At 57.8% G+C, this 13,927-nt stretch carries 10 protein-coding genes; 5 read left to right on the forward strand and 5 right to left on the reverse strand.

Features of this window, described 5'->3' with window-relative positions:
* Nucleotides 1–296 precede the first annotated feature (296 nt).
* On the reverse strand, nt 297–1,757 hold the full coding sequence (gene ahcY, locus VG146_14250; GenBank protein HEV2393509.1) for an adenosylhomocysteinase: 1,461 nt from the start codon (nt 1,755–1,757) through the stop codon (nt 297–299).
* Between the two features lie 36 nt (nt 1,758–1,793).
* Nucleotides 1,794–3,092 (reverse strand): methionine adenosyltransferase, encoded by a 1,299-nt coding sequence (metK, locus tag VG146_14255; protein HEV2393510.1) that lies wholly within the window; start codon nt 3,090–3,092, stop codon nt 1,794–1,796.
* A 233-nt stretch (nt 3,093–3,325) separates the two neighbouring features.
* On the opposite strand from metK, the gene VG146_14260 reads away from it, so the two are divergent.
* From VG146_14260 to VG146_14275, 4 genes are all read left to right on the forward strand, one after another.
* Nucleotides 3,326–3,583: a type II toxin-antitoxin system PrlF family antitoxin gene (locus VG146_14260; GenBank protein HEV2393511.1), complete on the forward strand. Its 258-nt coding sequence runs from the start codon at nt 3,326–3,328 to the stop codon at nt 3,581–3,583.
* Nucleotides 3,584–4,000 carry a PIN domain-containing protein gene (locus VG146_14265; protein HEV2393512.1) on the forward strand — a complete coding sequence of 139 codons (417 nt, stop codon included), beginning with the start codon at nt 3,584–3,586 and terminating at the stop codon, nt 3,998–4,000. It begins immediately after the preceding gene.
* Between the two features lie 2 nt (nt 4,001–4,002).
* Complete coding sequence (locus VG146_14270; protein HEV2393513.1) at nt 4,003–4,932, forward strand: metalloregulator ArsR/SmtB family transcription factor; 930 nt, start codon at nt 4,003–4,005, stop codon at nt 4,930–4,932.
* Between the two features lie 189 nt (nt 4,933–5,121).
* Nucleotides 5,122–7,008 carry a potassium transporter Kup gene (locus VG146_14275; protein HEV2393514.1) on the forward strand — a complete coding sequence of 629 codons (1,887 nt, stop codon included), beginning with the start codon at nt 5,122–5,124 and terminating at the stop codon, nt 7,006–7,008.
* A 28-nt stretch (nt 7,009–7,036) separates the two neighbouring features.
* On the opposite strand, the gene VG146_14280 is transcribed toward VG146_14275, so the two are convergent.
* The 3 genes from VG146_14280 to VG146_14290 form a co-directional block, all read right to left on the reverse strand.
* Nucleotides 7,037–8,053 carry a hypothetical protein gene (locus tag VG146_14280; protein HEV2393515.1) on the reverse strand — a complete coding sequence of 339 codons (1,017 nt, stop codon included), beginning with the start codon at nt 8,051–8,053 and terminating at the stop codon, nt 7,037–7,039.
* Nucleotides 8,054–8,139: 86 nt separating this feature from the next.
* A complete protein-coding gene (locus tag VG146_14285; protein HEV2393516.1) occupies nt 8,140–9,456 on the reverse strand; it encodes an AarF/ABC1/UbiB kinase family protein in 1,317 nt (438 codons plus the stop codon).
* Nucleotides 9,444–10,112: a TetR family transcriptional regulator gene (locus VG146_14290; GenBank protein ID HEV2393517.1), complete on the reverse strand. Its 669-nt coding sequence runs from the start codon at nt 10,110–10,112 to the stop codon at nt 9,444–9,446. The genes VG146_14285 and VG146_14290 overlap by 13 nt, the downstream gene beginning before the upstream one ends.
* Nucleotides 10,113–10,313: 201 nt before the next feature.
* Here VG146_14290 and VG146_14295 point away from each other — a divergent pair, with 201 nt between their 5' ends.
* On the forward strand, nt 10,314–13,667 hold the full coding sequence (locus VG146_14295; protein HEV2393518.1) for a DUF5060 domain-containing protein: 3,354 nt from the start codon (nt 10,314–10,316) through the stop codon (nt 13,665–13,667).
* Nucleotides 13,668–13,927 lie beyond the last annotated feature (260 nt).

A 13,927-nucleotide genomic window follows, 5' to 3' on the forward strand; every position in this document is an offset into this window, starting at 1 on the left:
TTTGTTGACGCCCGGCAGCGGGTGGCTAAGTTCGCGCGGTGACGCCAGAAGAAAAGCAGATGCTCGAGACGGCTATCCTGACCATTTGCGATCCCCCAGGGAAACTGGAATTACGGCTGGAAACTCATCTGCGACATGGCGGAAATTGACCCTAAGTTTCACCCTGCCCCTTTCAAGGACCGCTCCATCGAGGAGATGCTCCGTCCCGGCGAACAGGAGCCGCAGGCATAGCGCTCCGCGGCCGTCCGGGTTTCCCATTTTAGGACAGCAGAAAGGTGACTGAGGCGACGAGCCGCCTAGTACCTGTAGTGCTCCGCCTTGTACGGCCCCTCGATCGGCACGCCGATATAGTCAGCCTGTTTACGGGAAAGCTTGGTGAGCTTTACCCCGATTTTATCGAGGTGCAACCGGGCGACTTCTTCATCGAGCTTCTTGGCCAGGCGGTACACGCCGGGCTTGTACTTGTCCCGATTGCTCCACAGGTCAAGTTGCGCCAGGACCTGGTTGGTGAAGGAGTTGGACATGACGAAGCTGGGGTGGCCTTCGGCGCAACCCAGGTTCACCAGGCGCCCTTCGGCCAGCAGGTAAATGCTGCGATCACCGGGCAAGTCATACCGATCCACTTGCGGCTTGATGTTCACACGCGAAACGCCCTTGGCCGTATTCAATCGCTCCACCTGAATCTCGTTATCGAAGTGCCCGATGTTACACACAATGGCCTGATCCTTCATCTTGAGGATGTACTCGAGCGTGATGACATCACAATTGCCGGTGCAGGTAACGTAAATGTCCGCCTCGCCGAGCGTCTCTTCGATGGTGGTCACCTCGAATCCTTCCATGGCGGCTTGGAGGGCGTTAATCGGGTCGATCTCGGTGACAATGACCCGGCAGCCAAACCCGCGCAGGCTGTGCGCGCTGCCCTTGCCCACATCGCCATAGCCGCAAACGACGGCGGTTTTGCCCGCGATCATGACCCCCAGGGCCCGCTTGAGGCCGTCCGCAAGCGACTCCCGGCACCCATACAGGTTGTCGAACTTGGATTTCGTCACCGAATCATTGACGTTGATGGCCGGCACCAGCAGCTTGCCCGCTTCGAGCATTTGGTACAGACGATGCACCCCGGTGGTGGTTTCTTCACTGACGCCCTTCCATTCCTTCACCGCCTGGGTGAACCAGCCGGGGCGTTCCTTGGCGCAGGTCTTTAAGAGTTTCTTGATGACTTCCTCTTCGTGGCTCGAGCTCGGTGTGTTCACCCAGTCGCTGCCATGCTCCATCTCGTAACCCTTATGCAACAGCAAGGTGGCGTCTCCGCCGTCATCCACTATCAGCTCCGGCCCTTTGCCCCCGGGATGCGTCAGCGCCAAGAGCGTAAAGTCCCAATACTGTTCAAGTGATTCACCTTTAAATGCGAACACCGGAAAACCCGCCTTGGCAATCGCTGCAGCGGCATGGTCCTGCGTGCTGAAGATATTGCAGCTTGCCCAGCGCACGGATGCGCCGAGCTCGGCCAGTGTTTCAATGAGAACTGCCGTCTCGATGGTCATGTGCAGCGAGCCCGATAAGCGCAAGCCGCTGAATGGTTTTTGCGCGCCATATTTCTCCCGCACTGCCATCAAGCCCGGCATCTCCTGCTCTGCCACGGAGATTTCCTTGCGACCCCATTCCGCCAGGCTGAGGTCCTTTACGTTGAAATCGGTCCGGGTCTTGCCGCTGGTTGGCGCGGCCTTTTTACCGTTGTTTTTTGTGATCGTTGGCATAATGAAAAGCTAAAGTTCTTTTAAAATCAAATCGTTTCAGGCGCTGACTTGCGGACGAGCGCCTGCCGATTGGCCGGGACGCGACCCCGCGGGAGCGCTCGGACGGCCATTGGCTAGCGCGGCGGCGCGCTTCAAAGAGACCGCCGCCACCGGTTGGGCGTAGCGGGCCACCGCCCGGCGCAGGGCATCCACTTTATCGGTTTTTTCCCATGTGATGTCCGGGTCGTTCTTGCCGAAGTGCCCGTAGTTGGTGGTCTTGGAGTAAATCGGACGCAGCAGGTTGAGCTGCTTGATAATCTGGGCCGGTTTGAAACTGAAGACTTCGCAAACGGCCCGCTCGATGTCCTCGTCGCTCACAACGCCCGTCCCAAAGGTATTCACGCAGACGGAGACCGGGTCGGGATAGCCAATCGCGTAGGCGAACTGAATCTCGGCGCTCGAAGCCAGTCCAGATGCGACAATGTTCTTCGCCACATACCGGCCCATGTAGGCCGCGCTGCGGTCCACCTTTGAAGGGTCCTTGCCGCTAAAAGCCCCGCCCCCGTGCCGCCCCATCCCGCCGTAGCTGTCCACGATAATCTTGCGCCCGGTCAAACCCGTATCACCCTGAGGGCCGCCGGTGACAAAGCGGCCAGTCGGATTGATCAGGTACTTCGTCTCACGGGTCAATAAATCCTTTGGCAATGTCTTTTTAATGACCTCTTCGATGCAGAATTCCTTGATGGTGTTATGCTCGACATCCGCGCTGTGCTGGGTGGAAATCACCACGTTGGTAATCTCGACCGGCTGGTCTTTCGCATACCGCACCGAGACCTGGCTCTTGGCATCGGGTCGGAGCCATTTGACCTTCCCGTTCTTGCGAATCCGGGTTAACGCCCGGCCCAATTGGTGGGCATACATGATGGGCGCGGGCATCAGCTCGGGCGTCTCGTTGGTCGCGTAACCGAACATCAAACCTTGGTCGCCGGCCCCCTGTTCAGCCGTTTCCTTGCCCTTGGCTTTGCGCGCATCGACACCCTGCGCAATGTCGGAGCTTTGCGAAGTAATCGCGTTCAGGATGAGGACCTTGTCCGCATGAAACACATCATCGGCATGGGTATAACCGATGTCACGAATCGCCTGCCGGGCGATCTCATTGTAGTCCAGCTTGGCTTTGGTGGTGATTTCCCCGCCCACCACCACTAAATTGCACTTGGCGTACGTCTCGCATGCCACCCGGCTGTAGGGGTCCTGCGCCAGGCAGGCGTCCAGCACCGCATCGGAAATCGTATCGCAGACTTTGTCCGGGTGGCCCTCGCCGACGGACTCGGAAGAAAAGATAAAGTTTTTGCTCATGAGATTAGGCTGTGGCTGCAAGTTTCATATTGACGTATCAGGATAAGATGATACATGACCCACTGTATCCGTCAATAGGCAAAGCGGCTTTTTAACAGCTTTTTATTTGCCGAGAACTGCCTGTCGGAAGGCCGAGTTCCACGAGGGCCTACTTTTTCGGCACAGGTAATGAGGACTATAGAAGTAATTAAATGACCTTGCGGTAATGCAAAGAAGCATGTTAGGTTTTCGGCATGGTGACATCCACATTAACGGATAAGGGACAGACCACCGTTCCGCAAGAAATTCGGGATGCGCTCAAGGTGAAACCTCGCCAGCGCCTGACCTGGTCGTTGCGAGAAGATGGCTCGGCCATTGTGCGGCCACAGCGCAGTGCCCTCGAGTTGTTTGGCAGCCTCCGGTCCGCCAAAAAATTTCCGGGCCGCGCGGTTGAGCGGGAAAGCGCAGCACGAGCGGCCAGCCTGCAGGCTGCTCGAGAAGGTTTGGAATAAATGGCCTCCCAGCACCAGTTGGTGGATACGAATGTTTTGATTCGGTTTTTCACTGGAGACCCTCCCGAGATGGCGCAGAAGGCCCGCCGTCTGGTTGAGCGAGCCGACAGAGGAGAGGTCCTTGTGACAATCTTGCCTCTCATCCTTGCCGAAGCGTTTTATACCCTCGAATCTTTTTACGAAATGAAACGGGCGCCCATTGCTCAAAAGTTCTTGGATTTTCTGCAAGCTCGTGGCATCCAGGCCATGGAGTTGTCGCGTCTGTTGGATGCCCTGAAGAGATGCCGCGACGGCAATGCTCATTTTGCAGATGCTTATCTGGCGGCCTCGGCGGTGGAATTAAAACATCCTATTGCGTCCTTTGATACGGATTTTGACAAATTCAAAGGCGTGCAGCGCGTCGAGCCAGAGAATTAGCCGTGTCCTCGACCCTTAAATCCCTTCGGGCGCTGTCGGACCCGACGCGGCTGCGCATTGTAGCATGTCTCGAGAAGGACGAATTGTCGGTCAACGAGCTGCAGGAAATCACGCGGATGGGCCAGTCGCGGATTTCGACCCACTTAGGATTATTGCAGGATTCGGGGCTGGTCCAGTCCCGACGGGAGGGCAAGCGGACCTTTTACAAACTGAATGCGCAGGCCAACGGGACGGTGCGCGAGTTTATTCAGCTTGCCATTCGGGGGGCGCGGGAACTGCCTGAACACGGCGGGGACGAGATCAACCTCAAGCGAGTTCTCAATAGACGGCGGGAACAGGCGCAGGTCTATTTCAATCAGGTGGCGGGCCGTTTTGACCGGGTGTATGGGCCTGGGCGTTCGTGGCAGGCTTTTGGCCATCTGCTGTTGCGAATTCTGCCGCCGCTGGTAGTAGCCGACCTCGGGGCCGGTGAAGGACTGCTCAGCGAGTTGCTGGCGCGGCGGTGCAGAAAGGTCATCGCCGTCGATAATTCAGAGAAGATCGTCGCCTTTGGCGCCGCCAAAGCCAAAAAGAATAATCTCAAGAATCTCGAATTCCGTCTCGGGGACCTGCAGAACCCGCCCATTGAGGCGGAAAGCGTGGACCTGGTTATTCTGAGCCAGGCATTGCATCACGCGGAGGAGCCGTCCAAAGCGGTAGCGGGCGTCTATAAGATTCTCAAACCAGGCGGGCAGATATTGATTCTGGACTTAGCCCGGCACCATTTTGAAAGCGCGCACCAACTGTATGGGGACCGCTGGCTGGGGTTTGCCGAGAGCGACCTGAATCGCTGGCTGGAGGCGGCGGGGTTCAAGAAGATTGAAATCAATATTGTCGCGCGCGAGGAGCAACCTCCTCATTTTGAGACGATTCTGGCAGGCGGCCACAAATAGCCTCGGCGGGACCGCCGCTCCATATCTCATCAGCAGGCGAATCGCTCAGGGGCTCGTGGACCTCGTCCTGCCCCATTTGAAGATGCTGGATTGAAGTTTACGGGTTTTCCCCTAGGCTTTCGGGCTACGAGATCGCGGGTTGCGGGCCGGCGCCGCGGGGCGGGCCTCTGATTCGAGCGCTCGTTTTTTATGGAAGGCAAGCAGGCCACCGGCCGCTATCTTGGAATCCTGACTTTAGGCGCTTTGGGCGTCGTCTATGGCGACATCGGCACCAGCCCACTATATGCGCTGCGCGAATGTTTCGGCGGCACGCACCCGCTGCCTCCGACCCATGAGAACGTCCTGGGAGTCCTGTCGCTTATCTTCTGGTCGTTGCTGCTGATAGTTTCGTTCAAGTACCTCTCGATTATCTTGCGCGCGACCAATAAAGGAGAAGGCGGCATCCTGGCCATTATGGCCCTGGCATTTTCGAGACATTCTCCGGGAGCAGGGCGGCGGCGGGCGCTGCTGGTGGGCTTGGGCGTGTTTGGCGCCGCCCTGCTTTATGGCGATGGAATGATAACGCCGGCCATCTCGGTGCTCAGCGCTATCGAGGGGCTCGAGGTGGCCACTCCCACTTTCGAGCCCTTTATCATACCATTGACCATCCTGACGCTCATTTTCTTGTTCGCAGCCCAGAGCCATGGGACCGGGCGAGTGGGGGCCATTTTCGGCCCGATTATGACGGTGTGGTTTGGGTCGCTTGCAGTGTTGGGGATTGCGGGAATCCGCCACCAGCCGCAGGTGCTCTTCTCGCTCAACCCGGCCCTGGGTCTGCGGTTCCTGGTCACCAACGGATGGGACGGCTTTGTCGTATTGGGGGCGGTGTTTCTTGCCGTCACCGGCGCCGAGGCACTCTACGCCGACGTGGGCCATTTTGGGGCCAGGCCAATTCGGATTGCCTGGTTTTCCATCGTGCTGCCGGGGTTGTTCCTCAATTACCTCGGCCAGGGCGCTCTTATTTTACACGACCCCAAAGCCATCGAGAACCCCTTTTACATCCTTGCGCCGCACTCGGCTCTGTATCCGCTGGTTGTTCTCTCGACGGCTGCTACCGTGATTGCGTCGCAGGCACTCATTTCGGGGGCTTTTTCTCTCACCATCCAGGCGATTCAATTGGGGTATCTGCCGCGGATGGCTGTCAAGCACACCTCGTCGCTGGAGCGGGGCCAGATATATCTGCCGCATGTGAACTGGGCCCTCATGGTGGCCTGCATTGGTCTGGTGTTGGGATTCCAATCTTCCAGCAACATGGCCGCCGCCTACGGCATCGCAGTGACCCTCACGATGCTTTGCACGACGGTGCTGTTTTATTTCGCAGCCCGGAGAGTTTGGGAATGGAGCGCCGTGCGCGCCGGGTCGCTCTGCGCCTTATTCCTCATTGTCGAGAGCGCATTTTTTGCCGCCAACCTGTTGAAGGTGCTTAACGGAGGTTGGTTCCCTCTGGCGATGGGACTTATCATTTTTACCCTGATGGCCACTTGGAAGAAGGGACGGCGCCTGGTCTGGAACAAGCTGCGCCCGGCTTCGATGCCGCTGGAAATGTTCCTGGATAATATCGAGTCGAGCAAAAACATCTCGCGCGTTCCCGGCACCGCTTTATTCATGACCGCCAATCCCGAAGGCACCCCCATCGCGCTGCTGCATAATCTCAAACACAATAAGGTCCTCCATGAGCGCAATCTCATTCTCACCATTCTCACCGATGAAGTGCCCCAGGTGAATCCTGAAAAGCGTGTTGAAATAGAAGAACTGGCCGCCGGTTTTCATCGCATGATTGCCCATTACGGGTTTATGGAGGAGCCCAATGTGCCGGACCTTCTAGCCGGGGCGCGCCTGGAAGGAAAGCCAATCAGCCTGAATAACACCACATTCTTTTTGAGCCGCGAAACCATTGTCCCGAACCGGTCCGAGTCGATGGCGCGCTGGAGGCAATGGCTCTTTGCGCTGATGGGCCGCAACGCGCAATCGGCCAGTTCGTTCTACCGCATCCCGGCCAACCGCGTGGTTGAATTAGGCATGCAAGTGGAGATTTAGCAGTTGGGAAAGGATGAGGGAGGAGAGGCTAGACTCCCACCAAATTGCGCTGGCAATCGAGTTTCTCTCGCGTATCGGCTCGCCCAATCTGCCGGAGCAAAACGAACAAAATCAGCCCGTCCACCGCTGCGGTGATGAGCGCTCGCACGGGGTCCTTTCCAGGAATGCTTACAAAGACCGTAGCCTGCGCCGCGTTGTGCAAATACCACCCAACCCCAAAGAACAAGAAGCTCGGCAGAGCAAGCCAATGCTGTCGCCGCAGGAGCCAGGCATACAGCACGATGACGGCCACCCAGGCCAGGAAGAATCCCGCCGGCGGTGCTTTGGCCGAGGCGAGCGCCCCTAATCCCCAGAACGGAATTAAAATGCTGAACCCAAGAAGGAGCGGTTTGATTGCCAAATGGGAAGGGCGGTTGAGCACTGTCCCTTTCAACGCCCCTCCCAAAAGGAACCCTGCACTCATCAACGCCAACAGGACCACGAGCTGCCTGGGGGTCCCTTTCAATCCCTTGGCTGAGGCGCCCAAAAAGACGGCACAAGCCAGGAGCATTACCAGACAACCAACAGCCAGCGCGATTTTGCCATTGAGCCACGGCCGGTCTTTTGTTTGCGGAAAAAAATGGTGCGTCAGAAGAATTGGGAACATCACTGAGGCGCAGGCATGCCAGGCGCCTATACCTGCCGCCCAGGGAAAGCTAATCCCCAGCCAGTAGCCGTAATGGTCGTAGAGCGCAATGGGAAGATTTCTTTCAACAATAAGCGTCTTTGCGAGCAGTCCCTCGTTAAACACCGAGTAGGCCAGTCCCAACAAAAACAGACCCGCCAAACCAATGCGGCAGCGGACGGCCAATTCCCGCACCAGCAAGACGGCCATTCCGTATCCGACGAAAAGAAAGAGCAAAAGCCCGGGGTTCGGGAAGCCGGCCAGGGGCGTGCTGCCGGAAAACAATTCGGGAAGGACCGTGGCAAGCACCAGCAGGGTGGCAATTGGCCGGGCCCGGCCCGCGGCCCGATGTGATTGCTCTGAGAGTCCGGTGGAATTCATAGTTAGGGACGATTGCAAAATCCCCGTGTTCATTCAAGAGCAGCAAGTCCTGCATGCTCCGTGCTGAGTCGTCCATGGCCTTCCCTTTACTTTGGGCCCATCCCTTCCACCCTCCGCCACACTGTCGCTACGTCCACTTTGGAGCCCAGACGGTGCAACAAGCTGTAGAGCCCAAGCTCTGCCCTGGAGACGAATGCGAACTCGGGATTGGTTATCTTGTCCTTCACAGCTCTTCTGAGGGCGCGGCTGAGCATGTTGAGCGATTCCGCTTTGCCAAAATCGACTTTCGATCCTGTAGCGCGGCCTTCGGGGAAAAGGATAGCCGCCATCTCTTCGAGTGTGGACAACATCTTTCGCGCCCGGGCATAGGGCGCCTTGGTTCCGAACACGTGCCGCAGCACCCGTTGGGCGTCCTTGTCGCCCCGCCTCCAGGCCCGCTCGACACACGAGCGGATCAGGTCCCCTGCATCAAAACCAATGCCCTTGACACAGCCAAAATCCACCAGGCCAATTTGGCCGCCGGGCGCGAACAGGTAATTGCCCGGATGATGATCGGCATGCAGTGCCTTAAGCCAATGCAGTTGGAAATAAAACAACTCGATCAGCCGTTCCCCGAGCAGGTCCCGCACCGATGGGGAGGGCCGTTTCTTCAAGAATTCCCCCACGTTTTCTCCTTCGACGAACGACATGGTCAGGACCCGCTCGGCTGTCAGCCCCGGATGAACTTTGGGAATGCTCAGATACTCGAACCGGCGCAATCCGCTGGCGAAGGATTCGATGTTCCTGGCCTCGTGAATATAGTCGGTTTCCTCCAGAAAACCGCGCTGCACCTCGTCCAGGATGGCTTTTGGCAAATGCCCGCTGGCCCGGGCCGGAAGCATGGCTGACCTCAGCAATTTGAAATCGCTTTCAATGGAAGACCGAATGGCCGGATACTGAATCTTCACGGCTGCCTTTTCGCCCTCTTTGGTCCGCGCGCGATGGACCTGCCCCAGCGAGGCGGCGGCAAAGGGCTCGGGTTCAAACTCTGCCAGCACTTCTTCAGGGTATTTGCCCAGGGCAGCCTTGAATTGAGCCCGGGCCAGAGTGGGATGCATGGCCGGAGCGCTCATTTGAAGTTGGCTGAGTTCCTCGATAGCTTCGGCGGGCAAGGCATGGGTTTGCAGACTCAACAATTGGCCCAGTTTCATCGCCGCGCCTTTGAGCGAGCCCAACTCCCGGCGCACCTGCTTCGAGGCCCGCTCCTCAAAGGCCCGCTGGCGTTTGTCCCGCGTTGCTTCGCCCCAGAAAAGATTCTGCGCCTGGTAACCCAGGTAGCTGCCGGTCAGGCTCAATCCCAGCCGGCCCAGGCGCAAGCCACGGCTCACGATGCCGGCAGAAGCCCCTTTCCTTACCATTCCCATCCTCCCTTTTTCAGCAGGTGGTCCGCCAGCTTGAGGCAGCGGTCCAGCAACGCCAGGGTCTGTTCCTTGCCCGCCGAACGGTCCTGCAGCCAGTAAGTAATGATCGCCAGGTGAAAGAGGCCGAATGCGTAAGCGCCCAGGTCACCCACCTCGGGCAGTTCCCCTTGCGCGCTCGACTCGGCCAGCACATCGCGAATAAAGCGCAAATAGCGCAAATTGTGTTCCTGCGATTGGAGACTCAACGGGCTGAGCTTGGACGAGGGTTGAAGCGCGCGCAAATAGACCGCTCCAATAAACTCCTCGTATGGGGCAAGCCGTTCCAGCAGATGATGGATAATCCCAAAGAGTTTTTCAGCCAAAGGCGACCGCTGCAGCCGTTTCTCGCGATGATACCACTCGATTATCTCGAGCAGCTCCCGCTCAAAGAAATAGAGCGCCAGGTCTTCCTTGGTTTGAAAATAGTTAAACAGGGTGCCCTCAGCTATTTTTGCCCGGCGGGAAATGGCCTGGGTCGTTGTGCGATAAAACCCCCGCTGCGCGAACAGGTCCAGCGCGGCGCGGAGAATGGCCAGCCTGGTCCGCTCTTTGTTGGCCAGCCGTTTGCCGCGCGCGGGCGCCTCGGATGAGCGAGCCGTCCGGAGTGAGCGCTTCTTCATAGGATAAAGATGAGTAAGCTCATGTTTACTAAAGACACCTTGCGCCTCCGGCTCGGTTTTGTCAAAAAGAATTATGAGCTTACTCATGGTTTTTGCGCGGGTATCACGCCTCCCTTTGGTTTGAGGCATTGCGAATCTCGGCCTCCCGCGTCATGTGAATTGACGATAGCCCGCAGGGGTGCTTTTTGGTATCAAAACACAATGCCGGTCAAAAACTGGATTCAGGGCGGGCTTCTTTTGTGGCTGCTGGCCTGCGCCTTTCATGGGGCGATTGGCGTGGGTGTCTATTCGCGCAGTGAAGCGTCATTCGCCGTTACGAATCTCACATCAGACCCCTTTGATTACACGGTCACCGATGTGCGGGCGCAGATTCTGCAGCCAGACGGCTCGACGGTTTCGCTCCCGGCGTTCTATGACGGGGGCACGACCTGGCGGGTGCGCCACACGCCGGGGATGGCCGGGTTGTACCAGGTCACGGGCGTGACCTTGAACGGCCAACCGCTATCGGTGGGTAATTTACAGCCCAGCTCATGGACAGTCGCCGGCTGGCCGAACAGCCGCGGGTTTGTGGCGGTTGATCCGGCCAACACGAATCATTTTATCACCACCGATAGCCATCGTTACTACCCTCTAGGCCAGGATGTCGCTTGGGACACCACCGCCACAACCAATGTGGTCAGTATCATGACCAAACTCGGCGCGACGCACGAGAACTGGTCTCGGGTCTGGATGGACCATTGGGACGGCAAAAACCTCGATTGGCCAAAAGTTGGGGGGAACTTCGGCACTCTCAGCCTTGCGGTGGCGCAAAAATGGGATGCGATTGTGTTCGCGGCGGAACAGAGCGGCGTCGCTCTTCAAATGACTCTTCAGCATCACGGCCAGTATTCATCCAGTGTGGACTCGAACTGGGGGCAGAATCCGTACAATGCTGCCAATGGCGGTTTTCTTTCCGATGCGACGCAGTTTTTTACGAACGCGACGGCCAAGGCGCTCACCAAACGCAAGCTGCGCTACGCGGTCGCGCGGTGGGGCTACTCCCCGGCTATCATGGGCTGGGAATTGTTTAACGAGGTTCAATACACCGATGCCGCGCTGGCGGGACAATGGGCCAACATTGGTGCCTGGCATAATGAGATGGCGCAGTTCATCCGCTTGCAGGATGCTTATCATCATCTCATCACCACCAGTTCCGACCTTAATGAGCCGATTTGGAATCAATGCGATTACTATCAGCATCATGATTATCCCGCCGACCTCATTTCGGCGTTGCGCGACCCGGCCGGCGTGCCCGCCGGCCAGCCTGTGAAACCGATCTTCGGTGGCGAATGCGGCATGGACAGCACGCCGTACCTGGGCTTTCACGCGCCGCTTTGGGCTGGCTTGATGGCCGGCCAATCCGGCGCCGCCCAGCAATGGTACTGGGACCAGGTCGATGCCGATAACGCCTATCCCCTCTTTCGCTCCGCAGCCGACTTTGTCCGAATGGCTGGTCTTTCGGAGCAGGATGCGCTCGCCAGGGCTGCCCCGCATGTAAGTTGCCCGGTCAGCAGCAGCCTGGTGTTTGCGCCGGGCGGCGGTTGGGGCACGGCAACTCAGGATACTTTCACCGTGGGCGACAACGCGCCAAACGGCATCGGCACATTGCCGAGTTATTTGCAGGGGAATTACCACCGGTCAATGACCCCGAATGGATTTACTTTTCTGGTCAATTACCCACCCGGCGGAGGCTCCTTTTCCGCCCAGGTCCTAACCATTGCTGCCTCGGGGGCGGGTCTCACCATCTTGGTGGACGGTCTCACGGCATCTTCTGTGGCCTGGCCTGCGCCCGGCTCGGACCTGAACACAAATTTTACACTCTCAGCGAACATCACAGCCGGACAGCATTCGATCAAGCTTTGGAACCCGGGCCAGGATTGGGTAAACCTTGGCAATCTGACGTTCAATCCCTACACGTCGATTCTGGGGGCCTATCAGTTGGGCAATACGAATTTCGCCGCCCTTTGGATATGGCATCGCACCAATATCTATAATCCAAACGCAACCCTCGCCGTCAGCGGCTCTTTAGTATTGGCTGGTCTTCAATCAGGAACGTACGCCGGCGCCTGGTGGGACACCTTTGCCGGCGAGGCGCTGAGCAACTTTACTTTTACCGTAACGGATACAAATGGAGTGACCCTCTCGATACCGCCTGTCCTTCGCTCAGTCGCGTTCTATGCCGGACCACCGCCCCAGGCAACCGTTGTTCCGCCGGCGCTCAACCAAATCCTGACCACCAACTCGCCGGCCCTTGCCCTGCCGCTGGTTATTACAAATGCAGGCGGGTTGCCGCTGGCTTACTCAATCTGCGTGACCGGTGTTTCTCCGGTCGCTTACAGCGCTCTTAATTCCACCCAGACCGGCGGTCCGGTTTTTGCCTGGACCGATATTTCGGCCATTGGCCGCGAGCTCACCACCAATTTCACCGCCCTCACCACCAAGAGCTCGCGCGACGAGGGCATTGCCGGCCCGATTGATATCGGTTTCAATTTCCCATTCTTCAGCGGCAGCCAGGTCCCCGGGCTCTTCAACAAACTTTTTATCTCACCCAATGGTTTCGTTACGTTCACGCCGTTTGCCGGGGATACCTCGACGAATGCCTCGTTACCCAACGTCTTGGCCCCCTCAAACTGCATCGCCTTTTTCTGGAAGGACATGGTCCTGAACGCGGCGGCCCATGTCTATTGCGCCACCGATTCAATTGCCGGCGCCTTCACGCTCCAGTTCCAGAATGTCTCGATAAAAGGGACATCCACAAACGTTTCCTGCCAGCTCATTCTCAAAACCTCAGGCGAAATCCTGATGCAATACAAAACGGTTGGAATCTCCAACGCCTGCACCGTAGGGATTCAAAATGCCGCGGCAGACCAGGGGCTGCAGGTTGCCTTCAATCAAAACTATCTCAACAGCGGTTTTGCCATCAGCCTTAAACCGGCGTCATGGCTTGATGTCTCCGCCAACTCCGACCTGGTGCCCCGATGGAAGGCGGAGCATCTGACTTTGGCGCTCAGTCCCGAGGGCAAACCGGAGGGAATTTACAGCGCTACACTCTTGCTCGTCACGGCGGACCCGGCACTTCCGTTGACGGTGCTGCCAGTCAGTCTCACCGTTCTGGACCCGATCGATGCGTGGCGCCTCAACCAATTCGGCACTTGGACAAACGCCGGGCTGGCCGCTGACGCCGCCGACCCTGACCACGACGGCCTGGTGAACCTGATCGAGTACGCTCTCGGCCTGAACCCAAATTCACCGGACCCCAATCCTGTAACCTTCTCGATCTCGGCGGGCCATTTGAAGGTCCAATACAAGCGCCCGCACCCTGCCCCGATTGATGTTGCCTGCACCGCCGAAACTGCGGGTGATCTGTCCTCTGTCTCCTGGAATTCGGGTCCGTTGTACCTCAGCCAGACGTCGTCCATCAATGGGGATGGCACCGAAACGGTGACGGTTACCGATTTGGCCGATCTCTCCACCGCTCCCGCGCATTACCTGCGGCTTCGGTTCAGCAGGCAATAATGCGAGCGAGCCGGAGCCTCAGACCGTGGCTCGATCGTCTTGCCCGAGCCCTGGAGTTTGGACATTTAGCAGGCGCCTTTTGCGTTCCTTATTCGGAAACTTTGTCGAGTGGTTTGGTCACGCACGAGACTGATTACTCACGCATCTTGAGCCGAGTGGTTGCCATGCTCAGCAGGTTCTGAGGTTCAGCGGGGGGTTGGGCGTTGAAAAGTTTCCGACAAAGTTTCCGACAATGGGAGATGAGATCGTTATGAAAATGT

Source organism: Verrucomicrobiia bacterium, from assembly GCA_035946615.1.
Classification (GTDB): Bacteria; Verrucomicrobiota; Verrucomicrobiia; order Limisphaerales; family UBA8199; genus DASYZB01.